Annotated in this window: 1 pseudogene; it reads left to right on the top strand. The window is 71.9% G+C overall.

The features are described 5' to 3' along the window. Window positions 1-231 (top strand): annotated as a pseudogene (locus ACQG3P_RS25020) (GTPase HflX); the annotation flags it as partial.

The raw sequence follows: 231 nt of genomic DNA, 5'->3' as shown, positions 1-231 counted from the left end.
ATCCAGCCGCAGTCCGGCCGGCTGGAAGACGACGTGCGGGCAGAGTTCACCGATCGGGCCCGCTCTGCCGGGGCCAGCATCGCCGCCACCCTGACCGCGCGCATCGCCCGGCCCAACCCGTCGATCCTGATCGGCTCGGGCAAGCTGGACGAGAACAAGGCGGCCGCCGAGGCCACCGGCGCCGACCTGGTGCTGGTCAACCATGAGCTCTCGCCCTCGCAGGAGCGCAAC

Origin of the sequence: Stenotrophomonas sp. SrG, from assembly GCF_050031795.1 — a bacterium.
GTDB classification, from domain to species: Bacteria; Pseudomonadota; Gammaproteobacteria; order Xanthomonadales; family Xanthomonadaceae; genus Stenotrophomonas; species Stenotrophomonas rhizophila_A.
Note: the sequence above shows the minus strand (reverse complement) of the source record. Positions and strands in the feature narration are given on the sequence as shown.